The following is a 1,018-nucleotide window of genomic DNA, read 5'->3' as shown; positions in this document are numbered from 1 at the left end:
GGCGTTAGGCAATTGGGAGTTACATTGAACTTAGTCTGTTATCTTTCAAATTTTTTAGTATTAGGTATTGAAACTACTAGTACTGAGACTGGTGGTTGGGTAAGGAATAAAATTTGCGTATCTATAGCCGGTTTAAATGTCGAGATTGTTCAAGAACCAGAATTTATAAATGCAAGAAAGAGTGACTTGGGAGGTCAGTTTGTAGAGTCTACGAAACTAATCGTCAAAAATTTCGACGAAAGCGATATTGATGCCGTTGTAGAAGTTGTTGAGAAAATAAGTGTTTTACTATCATTCGCAACGTGCTCGGAAGTCAGTTTTTATGCATGGAATATCGAGGGAACAAACAAATCTCATATCTGGACTACTCGTGGTAAGTACTATTACTTTCGACCACCATTTTGTTGTGTAGATAGCTCGCACATAAAGCATTTAATTGAGTCCTGCTTTGATACTTACTCAACGCTTTACGAACAAAGATCTCTAAATGTTGTAGTGGATATTTTCAACACGCCTGAGGTTAATAATTTACAGATAGAGTTGAAGTTAGCTACCTTGTTCATTTTGTTAGAGAACCTAAAATCTTCGTATGCGAAATGTAAAGGGTATAAATATAAAAACGGTTCTTATTGGTCGGAAAGCAACGAAAAGTATTATTTTCAAACGTTACTTTATGAAATGTTTTCTTCAGTAGGGATGGAGGTTGGTCTTAAAGAAATAAAAAACCTCAGGAACGAGATTATACATTCAGGCTTAAGTCACTTACCTTATGACGAGCAGCGGCGAATCTATGCGACATGTAGAGATTTGGTTACGGAATATATCCTCAGGTTAATTGGATACAAGGGGATTTTTAATCCATACGAAAGTAGAGGGGTACAACCGAAAAAAATTGCCTAACAAACTGTTTAAGAGGGATTCGCAACGCGTGGCATTTTTACTGTGCGTTGGTTCAAGTGATTAAGGTGGTATGCAGCGGCTTCGGTATTGCGTTGCTCACCCCTTAACAGGGCGTTAG

The 1,018-nt window shown here is 37.6% G+C and carries 1 protein-coding gene; it reads left to right on the top strand.

The genetic code is table 11. The annotated features are described in order from the left end of the window. On the top strand, window positions 1-900 hold a 900-nt coding region (locus tag AACR11_RS29235; protein WP_223295718.1), incomplete at its 5' end, for a hypothetical protein. Window positions 901-1,018: the final 118 nt, after the last annotated feature.

Source organism: Vibrio sp. L85, assembly GCF_963871815.1.
Classification (GTDB): domain Bacteria; phylum Pseudomonadota; class Gammaproteobacteria; order Enterobacterales; family Vibrionaceae; genus Vibrio; species Vibrio harveyi.
The sequence above is the reverse complement of the archived record's forward strand: the minus strand, read 5'-3'. Positions and strand labels throughout refer to the sequence as shown.